Consider the following 12292-nt stretch of genomic DNA (forward strand, 5'->3'; position numbering starts at 1 on the left):
ACGTTGCAAAGGACCCTGAATGAAACTGTTTGAGATCCTCCTGGTCGTGCTGACCCTGGCCTCGGGCCTGATCCTGCTCGCGGACAAGCTGTACCTCGCCAAGCGTCGCGCCCAGCGCGCGGGCCTGCTCGACTCCGAGCCGGTGCTGGTGGATTACTCGCGTGCGTTCTTCCCGGTGCTGGCGATCGTGCTGATCGTGCGCAGTTTCATCGCCGAGCCGTACAAGATCCCGTCCAGCTCGATGATGCCGAACCTGCTGATCGGCGACTTCATCCTGGTCAACAAGTTCTCCTACGGCCTGCGCCTGCCGATCAGCAACACCAAGATCGTGCCGTTTGGCGAGCCGTCGCGCGGCGACGTGGTGGTGTTCCACTTCCCCGGCCACAGCGACAACGATCCGGCCAAGGGTGAGAACTTCATCAAGCGCGTCATCGGCGTGCCGGGCGACACCGTGGTCTTCGAAGGCGACGGCGTGATCCTCAACGGCGAACCGCTGAAGTACGACAACAAGGGCATCTATGCAGGCCACAAGGGCCAGGGCGAGGGTGCCAACCTGCTGGTCGAACACCTGCCGGGTCGAACCCACACCGTGCTGGAGACCGACTATCCGCGTGGCCAGGGCCAGTGGACCGTGCCGGCCGGCAAGTACCTTGTGATGGGCGACAACCGTGACAACAGCGACGATGGCCGTTTCTGGGGCCTGCTGCCGGAAGAAAACCTGCGCGGCAAGGCCTTCCTGATCTGGCTGAACTGCCAGGGCTGGTTCTGCAAGGATGGCTTCGAGCCGTCGCGGATCGGCTCGAGCATCAACTGATCGGGCATCAACCGAGTATTTTCACATCCAACGCGTATCTGGGGAGAACGCAATGAAGACGATGAACACGCAGCGTGGCATGACCCTGACCTCGTTCCTGGCGGTCCTGATCGTGGTCGGTTTCTTCCTTTACATCGGCATGAAGCTGTTCCCGATGTACCAGGAGTATTACGCGGTGCGCTCGGCGATGAAGAGCCTGGCCAACGAGCCGGGTGTGGGCAGCATGGAACCGGCCCGGATCCAGGATCTGTTCTTCAAGCGGCTGTACATCAACTACTCGGAAAACGTGAAGCCGGCCAACGTGAAGTTCGACCGCCGCGACAATGGCTGGACCCTCAAGGTCAACTACGAAGTGCGCCGTCCGCTGGTCGGCAACCTGGACGTGGTTGGCAAATTCGATTCATCCCAGGACCTGACCCGAAGCGGTGCCGAATAAACCTTTCCAACGTGGTGACCTGATCGGTCATCCCTTCCGCGACCCGGCGCTGCTGAAGCAGGCGCTGACGCATCGCAGTGCCGGTGCGCCACACAACGAGCGCCTGGAGTTCCTGGGCGACAGCATCGTCAACATGATGGCGGCCGAGGCGTTGTACCAGCGCTGGCCCAAGGCTGACGAAGGCGCGATGACCCGTGCCCGCGCCGAGCTGGTGCGTGAAGGCGCGCTGGCGGTGATCGGGCGCACCCTGGAACTGGGCGATCGACTGATCCTGGGCCCGGGAGAAATGAAGTCCGGCGGCCACCGTCGTGATTCGATCCTGGCCGACGCGGTGGAAGCCGTGGTGGCTGCGATCTACCTGGATGCCGGCTTCGAGGCCTGCCGGGCGGTGGTACTGCCCTGGTTCAGCGCTTCGATCGAGGCACTGCCGGCCTCCGGCCGGCCCGAGAAGGACCCCAAGACCCGCCTGCAGGAATGGCTGCAGGCCCGACAGAAGGCGTTGCCGCAGTATGAACTGGTGTCAGAATCCGGTGACGACCACGCCAAGCACTTCCGGGTACGCTGCAACGTAGCCGACCCGGCCGCCAGCACCGAGGGCGAAGGCGCCTCGCGGCGGCTTGCCGAACAACAGGCGGCTGCGGCCGTCCTAGAACAACTGGATTCCAAGTGAGCGAACAAACTCCCCATCATTGCGGCAGCGTGGCCGTCATCGGCCGCCCGAACGTGGGCAAGTCGACCCTGACCAATGCCCTGGTCGGCGCCAAGGTCAGCATCGTCTCCAACCGTCCGCAGACCACGCGCCATCGCCTGCTGGGCATCGCCACCTATCCGGAAGGCCAGCTGGTCCTGGTCGACACCCCTGGCCTGCACAAGGTGCAGAAGCGGGCGATGAACCGGGTGATGAACCGCGCCGCGCGTGGCTCGCTGGAAGGCGTCGATGCCGGCCTGCTGGTGATCGAAGCCGGTCGCTGGGATGAAGAGGACAGCCTGGCGTTCAACGTGCTGCGCGACGCCGGCATCCCGGTGGTGCTGGTGGTCAACAAGATCGATCGCCTGAAGGAAAAGGGCGCGCTGCTGCCGTTCCTGCAGCAGGTGACCGAAGGGCGTGATTTCGCCGCCGTGCACCCGATCTCGGCGCAGAAGCGCAACGGCCTGGAAGCACTGGTGCGCGACGTGCTGAAGCTGCTGCCGGAAGCCCCGCCGATGTTCGGCGAGGACGAGATCACCGATCGCAGCCAGCGTTTCCTGGCCGGTGAACTGGTGCGCGAGCAGTTGATGCGCCAGCTCGGCGAGGAACTGCCGTACGCAACCACCGTCGAGATCGAGCGCTTCACCGAGGATGGCAACCTGCTGCGCATCGGTGCGGTGATCTGGGTCGAGCGCGAGGGCCAGAAGGCCATCGTGATCGGCAAGGGCGGCGCCCGCCTGAAGGAGATCGGCGCCAAGTCCCGCCTGCAGATGGAGCGTCTGTTCGGGGCCAAGGTGTTCCTGGAAACCTGGGTGCGCGTGCGTGAAGGCTGGTCCGACGACGAGGCCGCGCTGAAGGCCTTCGGCTACGAATAAGCCGCGACGGTCGCTTCGATGATGATCGAGGACGACACCGGCTTCGTGCTGCACGCACGGGCCTACCGCGAGACCAGCCTGCTGGTCGAAGTGTTGAGCGCGCAGCATGGCCGTATCGGCCTGCTGGCGCGTGGCGTGTCCACCGCCAAGGGCCAGGTGCTGCGCGCCGCCCTGCAGCCGTTGCAGTGGATCCGCTTCAGTGCCCAGCAGCGGGGTGAACTGGCCCAGCTGCGGGGTGCCGAGGCGCTGGATGCCGCGCCACGCTTGGTCGGCCAGGCGATGTTGGCCGGCTTCTACCTGAGTGAACTGACCCTGCGCCTGGCCCCGCGCCAGGACCCGCTGCCGGAGCTGTACCTTGCCTACGGTGAGGCACGCGCGCGGCTGGCGGTCGGTGCCGGCCTGGCCTGGACCCTGCGCCGTTTCGAGCGCGAACTGCTGTCCGCGCTGGGCCTGGGTCTCGAGCTGGACAGTGCCAGTGATGGCCAGCCGATCGACCCGGCGGCGCGCTACGAGCTGGACCCGCAGGAAGGGGCGCAGCGCCTGCTGAGCGAGCGTGGCGGGGAGCGCCGGGCGGCGGCCACTGGCTCGGCGCTGCTGGCCCTTGCGGCCGACGAAGAACCGGATGCCGCCGATCTGGCCAGCCTGCGCCTGCCGATGCGGCGGGTGCTGGCCCATCACCTGGGCGCGCGCGGGCTGAAGTCCTGGGAAATGCTCGAGCAGCTTGCGCCGCGCAGGTAGGTGGGGCGGCAGGGCTTGCAGCCCTGCACCTGCCGAAGCCGAAGCCGAATCAAGGTCAACGTCAACAGCAAAAGCTGGCTATCCGTGGGTAGGGGGGGGGGCCGGTTGCGGGAGACGCCGTAAACCCGTCCCTGGGGGCTTGGCCGCGGCATCCATGCCGCGGACACTCCCGCAACCGGACCCACCCCGCCTTCGACAGTTTCCCGCGAGCTGTCGGGATTGCTCTTGGGGTCAGATCCGTTTTCCGCAGAAAAACGGATCCGACCCCAGATTGATTTCGATATCTGACAGAAATTCATCCACGCATGGCGTGGATCTACCCGATCGCGGAAAACTGTAAGAGGTGGGGCGGTATCGGAGGGCGGGGTGTCAGCCGCATGGATGCGGCTGCCAAGCCCCCAAGGACGGGTTTACGGCGTCCCCGCCCTCCGATACCGCACCGCCAACCCACGGAATGCATGCCGTTGCTGTTGCTGTTGCCTTGGCTTGAAGCCTCTGCGGGTGCAGGGCGCAGCCCTGCCGAAAAACCCTCAATGCAGCAGGGCAGCTACCGCGGCGCGGAACCCGTCCTGGGCCTGCCCGGACTCGGGTGCATGATGCAGCTGGCGCACCGCCCGGCCCAACCGTGCCGCCCCCACGAAGCCACAGCTCGCCTGCAACCGGTGCAGCTGGCTGCGCAGCTGGCGCTCGTCGTGCTGGTCCACCGCCTGCTCGACCGCGTCGCGCACACCGGGCAACTCGGCCAGGAACAGCTCGCGCAGTGCGATCAGGTGGTTGCGCTGGCCATTGAGCGCGGCCAATGCCGCAGTCTCGTCCCAGTCCTGCACGGCCAGCTCGACCGCGGCCGGGGCCTGTGCCACGAAGATTCCCGCCGGGCTGTTGACCAGCGCACGGCGCACGGCCTTCAGCAGCTGGTCGCGGCCCAGCGGCTTGACCAGGGTGTCGCTGAAACCGGCTTCGCGCAGGCGGGCGTGGATGGAGGTATCGCCGTCGGCCGTATGTGCCAGCGCCGGTGTGTCGGGATGTGAGCGGCGTAGCTCACGCAGCAGTTGCGCGCCATTGCCATCCGGCAGGTTGACGTCGATCAGCCACAGATCATGCGCGCCGGGTTCGGCACTGGCCAGGGCACTGGCCAGCGAATCTGCGGTATCCACATCCGCCGGTAACGTTTCCAACGCCGCCTTGAAAAAACCGCGGCTGATGATGTCGTCCTCGACAAGCAGGAAGCGGGGCCGTGCGGCCCGCGGGGTCATCTGCATCAGGGCTGCCTCCATGTCAGCTGGCCCAATCATCAAGCACGACGGCCACGGGCGCAAGCGGGTCCAGGCCCCGTCGGTCAGGATCTGCGACAATACGCCCCCATTTTTGCCCGCAGCCTGTTGCCACGTGGCCCGATCCCGTTCCCGCACTGACCGTACCCCATTCCAGACCGAGATCCTCGACCTCAGCCATGATGGTCGCGGTGTCGCCCGCCGTGAAGGCGAGGGCGGCAAGGTCACCTTCGTCAGCGGCGCGCTGCCCGGCGAGGTGGTGATGGCTGAACAGACTGCCCGCAGCCGCCATTTCGACGAGGCGCGCACCCTGGAGGTGCTGCAGGCCTCGCCGCAGCGGGTGACCCCCAAGTGCCCGCATTTCGGCACCTGCGCCGGCTGCGTGCTGCAGCACCTGGACGAAGACCAGCAGATCGTGGCCAAGCAGCGCGTGCTGATGGACAACCTGGAGCGGATCGGCCATGTGAAGCCGGGCACCGTGCTGGCGCCGCTGGTCGGTGAGAGCTGGGGCTATCGCCGCAAGGGCCGTTTCTCGGTGCGCCGGGTCGAAAAGAAGGACAAGACCCTGGTCGGCTTCCGTGAACAGGATCCGCGCTTCGTTGCCGACCTCAGCCAGTGCCTGACCGTGATCCCCGAGATTGGTACCAAGGTCGAGGCGCTGTCCACCTTCATCGAGTCACTCGATGGCAAGCGTGACATCCCGCAGATCGAATTCATCGCCGGTGACCAGGCCGTGGTCCTGACCGTTCGCCATCTGCAGCCGCTCAGCGATGCCGACCGCGCGGCCTGGGCGGCCTTCGGCCAGCAGCATGGCTTCGTGATCTACCTGCAGTCCGGCGGCGTGGATACCGTGCAGCCGCTGGACGGGCAGGGTGTGCCGCTGTCGTTCCGTCTGGCGCCGTGGGATGTCGAGCTGGCGTTCCGCCCGCTGGACTTCATCCAGGTCAATGCCAAGCTCAACGAGAAGATGATCGCCCACGCCCTGGACCTGCTGGAACCGGGTGAGGACGAGCGTGTACTGGACCTGTTCTGCGGCCTGGGCAACTTCACCCTGCCGCTGGCGCGCCGCGTGCGCGAGGTGGTTGGCGTGGAAGGCGATGCCGGCCTGGTGGCGCGTGCGCGTGAGAACGCCGAGCGCAACGGCCTGGCCAACGCGCAGTTCTTCAGCGCCGACCTGACCCAGGACCAGCGCAGCACCCCGTGGATGCGCCAGGGCTTTGACAAGCTGCTGCTGGACCCGCCGCGCTCGGGTGCGATCGAAGTGCTGCAGCAGCTGCCGCTGAAGCAGTTCAAGCGCATTGTCTACGTCAGCTGCCACCCGGGCTCGCTGGCGCGCGATGCCGGCTATCTGGTCAACGAACAGGGCTTCACCCTGGTCAGCGCCGGTGCCATGGACATGTTCCCGCATACCGCGCACGTGGAAAGCATCGCGGTGTTCGAGAAGCGCTGACAGGTTGTCATCACCCATCGCGCATAATGGCGCGATGGGCATCGAAATCGAACGCAAATTCCTCGTCAGCAGTGATGGCTGGCGCACCGCCGCGCATCGGGTGATCCCGATGGCGCAGGGCTACATCAACGACATGGGCGCGCTCGACCGCGGCACCCAGAACGCCTCGGTGCGCGTGCGCATCGAAGGCGACCACGCCGCGCTGAACCTGAAGTCGCGCACCATCGGCCATACCCGCCAGGAGTTCGACTACCCGATCCCGGTGGAGGATGCGCGCGCCCTGTTGGCGCTGTGCGTCGGTGGCCTGATCGACAAGCGCCGCCACCTGGTCGAACACGCCGGCCTGACCTGGGAGGTGGACGAGTTCCTCGGCGACAACGCCGGCCTGGTCGTGGCCGAAGTCGAGCTGGACAGCGCCGACCAGGCGATCGACCTGCCGGACTGGGTGGGTGCCGAAGTCACCGACGACGCGCGCTACTACAACGTCGCACTGGCCAGTCACCCCTATTCACAGTGGTGAAGCCCCCAAAAAGGGGACGGAGGGGATTAAGTCGTCTTTACCCCAGCTGTGCTGGAAACGACTTAATCCCCTCCGTCCCCTTTTTTCGAGGGAGGCGGGCCCCATGTGGTGGGGATGAGAATCGACATCTACTCCGACGTGGTCTGCCCCTGGTGCTGGATCGGCAAGCATCGCTTCCAGCAGGGTGTGCAGTTGCTCGGCGCCAATGCGCCTGAACTCGATATCCACTGGCAGCCGTTCCAGCTGGACCCGGACGCGGACGCCACCCCGGTGCCGCTGCGCGAGGCCTATGTGCGCAAGTTCGGTGGCGTCGAGCGCACCGAGCAGATCCTCGGCCAGACCCAGACCACCGCGCGGGCCGAGGGCCTGCCGATGGATTTCAGCCAGGGCCAGGTGCGGGTGACCACGCTGCCGGCCCATCGGGTGTTGTGGCTGGCCGGCCAGCACGGCGTGCAGGATGCGGTCGGCGAAGCACTTTTCCGTGCCCACTTCGAGCATGGCCAGAATCTGGCCGATACTGCAGTGCTGGTGAAGGCCGGCGTGGCTGGCGGCCTGGACGGTGCTGAAATCGCGCAGATGCTGGGCTCCGACCGCGGCCTGGCCGAGGTCGAAGCCAGGCTGGCGCAGGCCCATGCACTGGGCATTTCCTCGGTGCCGACTTTCGTCATCGATGGGAAGTGGGCCATTTCCGGGGCCCAGCCGCCAGAGGCCTTCGCCAACGCCCTTCGGCAGATCGCAGCCGAACAGGGCGCCCCGGCAGCTTCGGCTGACGGCGACGAGGCCTGCGGCCCGGACGGCTGCAAGGTCTGAGCAGATCGGGGTCAGAGCCCCTGCGGGGATCCGACCCCGGGGTCAGATCCCCGCAGGGGCTCTGACCCCACACTCCCCTTCGTCTGACCCCTGCGCCTGTCGGCCGGTTCTGCGACAATGCGGCACTGCGCCATGCGGGCGCGCGTTGTGGAGATCGACCATGCTGCTGATCGGCGTTGCCGGCACCGAACTGACCGCCCAGGAACGTGACTGGCTGCAGCACGACGCCGTGGCCGGGGTGGTGCTGTTCAAGCGCAACTTCGCCTCGCGCCAGCAGGTGACCGATCTGAGTGCGGCGATCCGTGCCGCCGCCCCGCGCCCGCAGCTGATCTGCGTGGACCAGGAAGGCGGCCGTGTGCAGCGTTTCCGCGAGGGCTACAGCGCGCTGCCGCCGCTGCAGGACATCGGCGCGCTGTACGCCGCCGACCCGCAGCAGGCGCTGGCCCTGGCCGAGCAGCATGCCTGGCTGATGGCCAGCGAAGTACGTGCCAGCGGCCTCGACCTGAGTTTCGCGCCGGTGGTCGACCTTGGCCGCGGCAACCGCGCCATCGGCAACCGTGCCTTCAGTGAAGACCCGCAGGTGGTGGCCGCGTTCACCGCCGCCTATGTGCGCGGCATGCATGCGGTCGGCATGGCCGCCACGCTCAAGCATTTCCCCGGCCACGGCACCGTGCTGGAAGACACCCACGTCGATACCGCGATCGACCCGCGCGCGCTGGACGAACTGCGCGCCCAGGACCTGGTGCCGTTCCAGGCCGGCATCGCCGCCGGTGCCGATGCGGTGATGATGGCGCACGTGATCTATCCGCAGGTGGCGCCGGAGCCGGCCGGCTATTCCCCGCGCTGGATCCAGGACATCCTGCGTGGCGAGCTCGGCTTCCGTGGCGTGGTGTTCTCCGATGACATCGGCATGGCCGCCTCGCACAGTGCCGGTGGCGTGCCGGCACGCGTGCACGCGCACCTGGATGCCGGCTGCGACGTGGTGCTGGTCTGCCACCCGGAACTGGTCGATGAAGCCCTGCACGCGGTGCAGGGACGCTCCCTCAATACTGCTGCGCTGCTGGGCCTGCTTGGCCGCGGCGCGCTCGGCTGGGACGGCCTGCTGGCCGACGCCCGCCATGGCGACACCCAATCCCGTCTGCTTGAAACCCTTGGAAGAACCGTCTGATGCCCAACCTCACCATTTCCCAGGCCCTGGCCCAGGCTGACCTGCTGGTCGACCGCCCCACCATCGACAAGGCCATCGCCGGTATCGCCGACGCCATCGCGCGCGATTACAAGGGCGAGGTGCCGCTGTTCCTGTCCATCATGCATGGTGCGCTGCCGTTCGCCGGCCAGCTGGCGCTGGAACTGGGCGCGCGCGGCCAGGACGTGCAGTTCGATTACCTGCACGCGACCCGCTACCGCGGTGAAACCACCGGCGGTGACCTGGTCTGGAAGCACAAGCCGGCCACCTCGCTGTTCGGCCGCCGCGTGCTGCTGATCGACGACATCCTCGACGAGGGCTACACCCTGCAGGGCGTCCGCACCTGGTGCCTGGAGCAGGGCGCGACCGACGTGCGCATCGCCGCGATGACCGTGAAGAAGCACGACCGCGCACTGCCGGACGTGACCGCCGACTACGCCGGCATCGAGCTGCCGGACCGCTACGTGTTCGGCTTCGGCATGGACGTCAACGAGACCCTGCGCTGCGTGCCGGCGATCTACGCAATGAAGGAGTAACGGCGCAGCTGCCTGCGGCGCGTCTTCTTCCACCGCCGGCATCCTCGGGTGCCGGCGTTCGTCTTTCCATGGAGTGCTTTGAATGCAACAGATCGCCCTGGCCGTGATCGGCGGTACCGGTGTCTACAACCTGGCCAAGCTCGACGACGTGCAGACCCACGAGGTCGACACCCGCTTTGGCCGCCCGTCCGGCCCGGTGCGCGTGGGCACGCTGCTCGGTCATCGCGTGGCGTTCCTGGCGCGGCATGGCGAGGGGCACTCACTGCCGCCGCACAAGATCAACTACCGCGCCAACCTGGCCGCACTGCAGCAGCTGGGCGCGCAGCGCGTGCTGGCATTGAACACGGTGGGTGGCATCACCGAAGACTTCGGCCCGCGCGTGCTGGCCTGCCCGGACCAGATCATCGACTACACCTGGGGCCGCATCAGCACGATCTGTGAAGAAGAAGGCACGGACGTGGTCCATGTCGATTTCGGCCACCCCTATACGCCGATGCTGCGCAGCAAGATCCTGGCGGCAGCGAAAGTGACCGGCGTCACGGTCCATGACGGTGGCTGCTACGGCGCGACGCAGGGCCCGCGCCTGGAGACCATCGCCGAGATCGCCCGCATGCGCCGTGACGGCTGCGACCTGGTAGGCATGACCGGCATGCCGGAGGCCGCGCTGGCACGCGAGCTGGGGCTGGATTACGCCTGCCTGGCAATCATCGCCAACTGGGCCGCCGGCTGCGGTGATGGCGAGGAGATTACGATGGCCGAAGTACTGGCGAACGTGCAGGCGGCCAGCAACGGACTTCCGGAACTGGTGGGCGAATTGGCGCGGGGGTGATTGTCTTCCCCGAGCAAGCTTTGCATACTCAGCTTGTGCGCGGGTTCAGCGTACACCACCCATTCATTGCATAAGGTCTCGCATCACCATGCCGAACGGTACCGTCAAGTGGTTCAACGACGCCAAGGGATTTGGCTTCATCTCGCCGGAGGATGGCAGCGCCGACGTGTTCGCGCACTTCTCCGCCATCAACTCCAAGGGCTTCCGCAGCCTGCAGGAAGGCCAGCGTGTCACCTATGACGTGACCCAGGGCCCGAAGGGTGCCCAGGCTTCGAACATCACGCCGGCCGAGTGATCCACTCGACAGTGCGTTGAAAACCCCGCTTCGGCGGGGTTTTTTTTGCGTCGCGACGGGCATTGCGGCGCTGTGGACAGGGTTCCAGGTGGCCATCCGGATTTGCGCTCGGGCACAATGCGCCGATGAAGGAACGACTGCGCATCGCCGTGATCGGCTACGGCACCGCTGGACAGGCATTGTCCATCCTGCTCTCTCGTGATGGCCACGAGGTGGAGATCTTCGAACGCGTGCCCTCGCCGGGGCCGGTTGGCGCCGGCTTCCTGCTGCAGCCCAGCGGCCTGCAGGTGCTGTGGCAGATGGGCCTGCTTGATGCCGTGCGCGCGCATGCGGCGCCGGTGCACCGTCTTTATGGCGATACACCGTGCGAGCGCACGGTGATGGACATGCGCTATGACGGCCTGGACGCGCGCCTGCACGGCCTCGGCATGCAGCGTGGGGCGCTGTTCTCGCTGCTGGACGGGGCGCGTGCGGGTGCGGGCCAGCTGCATGCCGGCGTCACCATCGCCGCAGTGGATGCCGCACAGGGCCGCCTGCATGACAGTGAGGGCCGCATGCATGGGCCGTTCGACCTGGTGGTGGCCGCCGATGGTGCGGCTTCGACGCTGCGCGGCTCGATCGAAGGCGGCACCGGGCTGGACCGCGTGTATCCCTGGGGCGCACTGTGGTGCCTGCTGCCGGCCGAGGACTGGCCGCACCTGCAGGAGCTGCGGCAGCGCTACGTGGCCGCGCGCAAGATGATCGGGCTGCTGCCGGTCGGTACGCGGCCCGGTGATGACACGCCGCGCCTGAGCTTCTTCTGGAGCCTGCCACGCGCCGACTTCGAACGATGGCAGGCCGATGGCATGACGCCCTGGCTGGACGAGCTGCACGCGCTGTGGCCGCAGGCCAGCGCGCGCTTTGCGCATCTGCATGATGCAGGCCAGCTGGCGCGCGCGGTCTACCGTGACGCCGTGATGACGCGCTGGCATTGCGGCCGCATGGTGCTGGCCGGCGATGCCGCACATGCGATGAGCCCGCAGCTGGGGCAGGGCGTGAACATGGCGCTGCTCGATGCGCTGGCATTGCGCGATGCCGTGCGCGCACATGGCGGGGGAGGCGCTGCATTGCAGGCCTACCAGGCGCAGCGCAGGGCGCACGTTGCGGTCTACCAGCGCTGGAGCCGTTGGCTGACGCCGCTGTTCCAGTCTGATCGCGATGCCTGGGCAAAGGCGCGCGACGTGCTGCTCGGGCCGATGGGGCGCCTGCCGGGTGGGCGTGGCCACATGCTACGCGTGCTCAGCGGTACGCAGCATGGCTGGTTCGGTTCGCTTGCGCTGGATCCGGCATTTGTCGACGCGTTGGCTGCAGGGGCGCAGATGCCTGGCATCAGCGCGATCACTGCGAACGCGTGAAGCGCGCTGTCACGCGAATTAACGGTTGCCTCACCGTGTATATGCGAGAAGTAGGTTGCACGCGATTGCGCGTCGCCCGTTTTCCTTTCCGTGATTGACATCGCGCGTGGCCCGGGCGGCGTTGCCGTTGCGGCCTGTCGCGGCCCGGACGTGCCGCCTGTTGTTGAAGAGGAGGACGCCATGTGGTTCGCGGTCGAGGAGCTGGAATCGGAAATCTGCAAGCTGCGCGGACTGTTGCAGATGCTGCACGAGGACCAGCCCGACGTACTGGAGGACGTGTTCGAATTCCATGTGGGCAGCTTGATCAGTCATGCATCGCCGGAGCACCACGGACGCATCCGCGCCTGCGCACAGGAGATGCTGGCGGCAATCCAGGCCTTGCCGCGGCGACGTGAAGTTGACACGCCTGAGTTCCAGTTGATGCCGCAGCTGGACATTCGTCCGGCCTGA

15 protein-coding genes are annotated in these 12292 nt (G+C 66.9%); 14 read left to right on the top strand and 1 reads right to left on the bottom strand.

What is annotated here, in order from left to right; translation table 11 throughout:
• Nucleotides 1–19: 19 nt before the first annotated feature.
• The 5 genes from lepB to recO are packed head-to-tail and all read left to right on the top strand — an operon-like array spanning nucleotide 20 to nucleotide 3551.
• A complete protein-coding gene (gene lepB / locus AC5P5W_RS05430) occupies nucleotides 20–814 on the top strand; it encodes a signal peptidase I (RefSeq protein WP_014038087.1) in 795 nt (264 codons plus the stop codon).
• A gap of 52 nt (nucleotides 815–866) precedes the next feature.
• On the top strand, nucleotides 867–1250 hold the full coding sequence (locus AC5P5W_RS05435) for a DUF4845 domain-containing protein (protein ID WP_014647998.1): 384 nt from the start codon (nucleotides 867–869) through the stop codon (nucleotides 1248–1250).
• Nucleotides 1240–1920 carry a ribonuclease III gene (rnc, locus tag AC5P5W_RS05440; protein ID WP_046431951.1) on the top strand — a complete coding sequence of 227 codons (681 nt, stop codon included), beginning with the start codon at nucleotides 1240–1242 and terminating at the stop codon, nucleotides 1918–1920. The genes AC5P5W_RS05435 and rnc overlap by 11 nt, the downstream gene beginning before the upstream one ends.
• Complete coding sequence (gene era, locus AC5P5W_RS05445) at nucleotides 1917–2813, top strand: GTPase Era (protein WP_005410599.1); 897 nt, start codon at nucleotides 1917–1919, stop codon at nucleotides 2811–2813. The genes rnc and era overlap by 4 nt, the downstream gene beginning before the upstream one ends.
• An 18-nt stretch (nucleotides 2814–2831) precedes the next feature.
• Complete coding sequence (recO, locus tag AC5P5W_RS05450; protein ID WP_197575409.1) at nucleotides 2832–3551, top strand: DNA repair protein RecO; 720 nt, start codon at nucleotides 2832–2834, stop codon at nucleotides 3549–3551.
• 530 nt (nucleotides 3552–4081) lie between these two features.
• Here recO and AC5P5W_RS05455 read toward each other — a convergent pair.
• Nucleotides 4082–4810, bottom strand: coding sequence for a response regulator (locus tag AC5P5W_RS05455; RefSeq protein ID WP_014647994.1), 729 nt, complete (start codon nucleotides 4808–4810; stop codon nucleotides 4082–4084).
• 127 nt (nucleotides 4811–4937) lie between these two features.
• On the opposite strand from AC5P5W_RS05455, the gene rlmD reads away from it, so the two are divergent.
• The 9 genes from rlmD (at nucleotide 4938) to AC5P5W_RS05500 (ending at nucleotide 12292) form a co-directional block, all read left to right on the top strand.
• Nucleotides 4938–6272: a 23S rRNA (uracil(1939)-C(5))-methyltransferase RlmD gene (gene rlmD, locus AC5P5W_RS05460; protein WP_032959001.1), complete on the top strand. Its 1335-nt coding sequence runs from the start codon at nucleotides 4938–4940 to the stop codon at nucleotides 6270–6272.
• Nucleotides 6273–6306: 34 nt separating this feature from the next.
• On the top strand, nucleotides 6307–6792 hold the full coding sequence (locus AC5P5W_RS05465; RefSeq protein WP_042359274.1) for a CYTH domain-containing protein: 486 nt from the start codon (nucleotides 6307–6309) through the stop codon (nucleotides 6790–6792).
• A 114-nt stretch (nucleotides 6793–6906) separates the two neighbouring features.
• The gene (locus AC5P5W_RS05470; protein ID WP_014647991.1) at nucleotides 6907–7602 is read left to right on the top strand and encodes a DsbA family oxidoreductase; all 696 of its coding nucleotides are present in this window, start codon (nucleotides 6907–6909) and stop codon (nucleotides 7600–7602) included.
• Nucleotides 7603–7762: 160 nt separating this feature from the next.
• On the top strand, nucleotides 7763–8770 hold the full coding sequence (gene nagZ, locus AC5P5W_RS05475) for a beta-N-acetylhexosaminidase (protein ID WP_014647990.1): 1008 nt from the start codon (nucleotides 7763–7765) through the stop codon (nucleotides 8768–8770).
• Entirely contained in the window at nucleotides 8770–9324 is a 555-nt protein-coding gene (locus AC5P5W_RS05480) for a hypoxanthine-guanine phosphoribosyltransferase (protein WP_014038078.1), read from the top strand. Before nagZ ends, AC5P5W_RS05480 begins: the two co-directional genes overlap by 1 nt.
• Before the next feature lie 82 nt (nucleotides 9325–9406).
• Nucleotides 9407–10153 carry an S-methyl-5'-thioinosine phosphorylase gene (locus tag AC5P5W_RS05485; RefSeq protein ID WP_006461208.1) on the top strand — a complete coding sequence of 249 codons (747 nt, stop codon included), beginning with the start codon at nucleotides 9407–9409 and terminating at the stop codon, nucleotides 10151–10153.
• Nucleotides 10154–10241: 88 nt separating this feature from the next.
• Entirely contained in the window at nucleotides 10242–10448 is a 207-nt protein-coding gene (locus AC5P5W_RS05490; RefSeq protein ID WP_005410590.1) for a cold-shock protein, read from the top strand.
• A 125-nt stretch (nucleotides 10449–10573) separates the two neighbouring features.
• The gene (locus AC5P5W_RS05495) at nucleotides 10574–11842 is read left to right on the top strand and encodes an FAD-dependent oxidoreductase (RefSeq protein WP_014647989.1); all 1269 of its coding nucleotides are present in this window, start codon (nucleotides 10574–10576) and stop codon (nucleotides 11840–11842) included.
• 180 nt (nucleotides 11843–12022) lie between these two features.
• On the top strand, nucleotides 12023–12292 hold the full coding sequence (locus tag AC5P5W_RS05500) for a hypothetical protein (protein ID WP_014647988.1): 270 nt from the start codon (nucleotides 12023–12025) through the stop codon (nucleotides 12290–12292).

This window comes from Stenotrophomonas sp. YJH_SMC_123 (assembly GCF_059368215.1).